The sequence below is a fragment of the Vibrio sp. 03_296 genome, assembly GCF_002265885.1.
The window spans coordinates 1-834 of record NZ_NPKW01000206.1 but is presented as its reverse complement, the minus strand read 5'-3'; the positions used below and the strand labels follow the sequence as shown (position 1 = coordinate 834).

Sequence of the window (834 nt, the reverse complement as noted above, 5' to 3'; positions counted from 1 at the left end):
ACTTAGTGTCAGAGCTCTGTGTTGTGTTGTTAGGCAGATGGTTTCCATATGGTACGTTAACCGTAAACGTGGTCGGTTCCTTTATTATGGGGCTTTTGATTGCCGCGTTTGAAAGTGAGTTGCTGGCAACTGAGCCATGGCGACAAATAATCGGTTTGGGCTTTTTGGGGGCACTAACAACCTTCTCAACATTTTCGATGGATAACGTATTGCTTGATGCGAGWCAAGGCGCATTTTTCAAAATGGGCTTAAACGTTGTGTTAAACGTGACTTTGAGTATTACTGCTGCTTGGGTAGGTTTCCAATTACTCAAATCGTGAAGCTATGAGCGAAATTGAGTTAAATTTTAAACAGGTCGGCTTGGTTTAACCAAGCCGATTTCATATAATCGCTTCACTTGTCGGAGTGCCTTAGGGCTGAGACCGTTTATTCGGGATCCGTTGAACCTGATCAGGTTAGAACCTGCGAAGGGAACAAGAGAAGATACTTGTACCAGTGCAAACTGGTGTCTTATCAAAGCTTGAATCCACAAATTGAATCTCTAAATTGTGTGTTCAACGCCTCTTGTCACAACTTTCCGCCAAGCATTTTTATCCAAAACCTTTTTATCCAGCATAACAAGAAAGGAAAAATGCTAGATGTCGAATCGCAAACAAGCGAGACTGGAAAGCTAAACAATTCATCGATACACTCTCTGTGCAGCCGTATCCCAACTCCACCAAAGTGTATCGTCGAGGGCTCTCGACTCAGAGCATTAGAGTGCCAATGCGCGAAATCTCCTTGGCTGACAGCCTAGTTGGCGGGACCAAAGAGGCGCCAATCTTTCAGCCAAAT

General features: G+C 44.2%; 1 protein-coding gene, 1 pseudogene and 1 riboswitch. The gene and the pseudogene both read left to right on the top strand.

Annotated features, from left to right (window positions below; translation table 11 throughout):
* Positions 1–320 (top strand): fluoride efflux transporter CrcB (gene crcB, locus CIK04_RS23425; RefSeq protein WP_128824665.1); only part of this gene is annotated, 320 nt, incomplete at its 5' end.
* A gap of 71 nt (positions 321–391) precedes the next feature.
* A riboswitch (TPP riboswitch) is annotated at positions 392–490 on the top strand.
* Positions 491–638: 148 nt separating this feature from the next.
* A pseudogene (locus CIK04_RS23420) lies at positions 639–834 on the top strand (hypothetical protein); the annotation flags it as partial.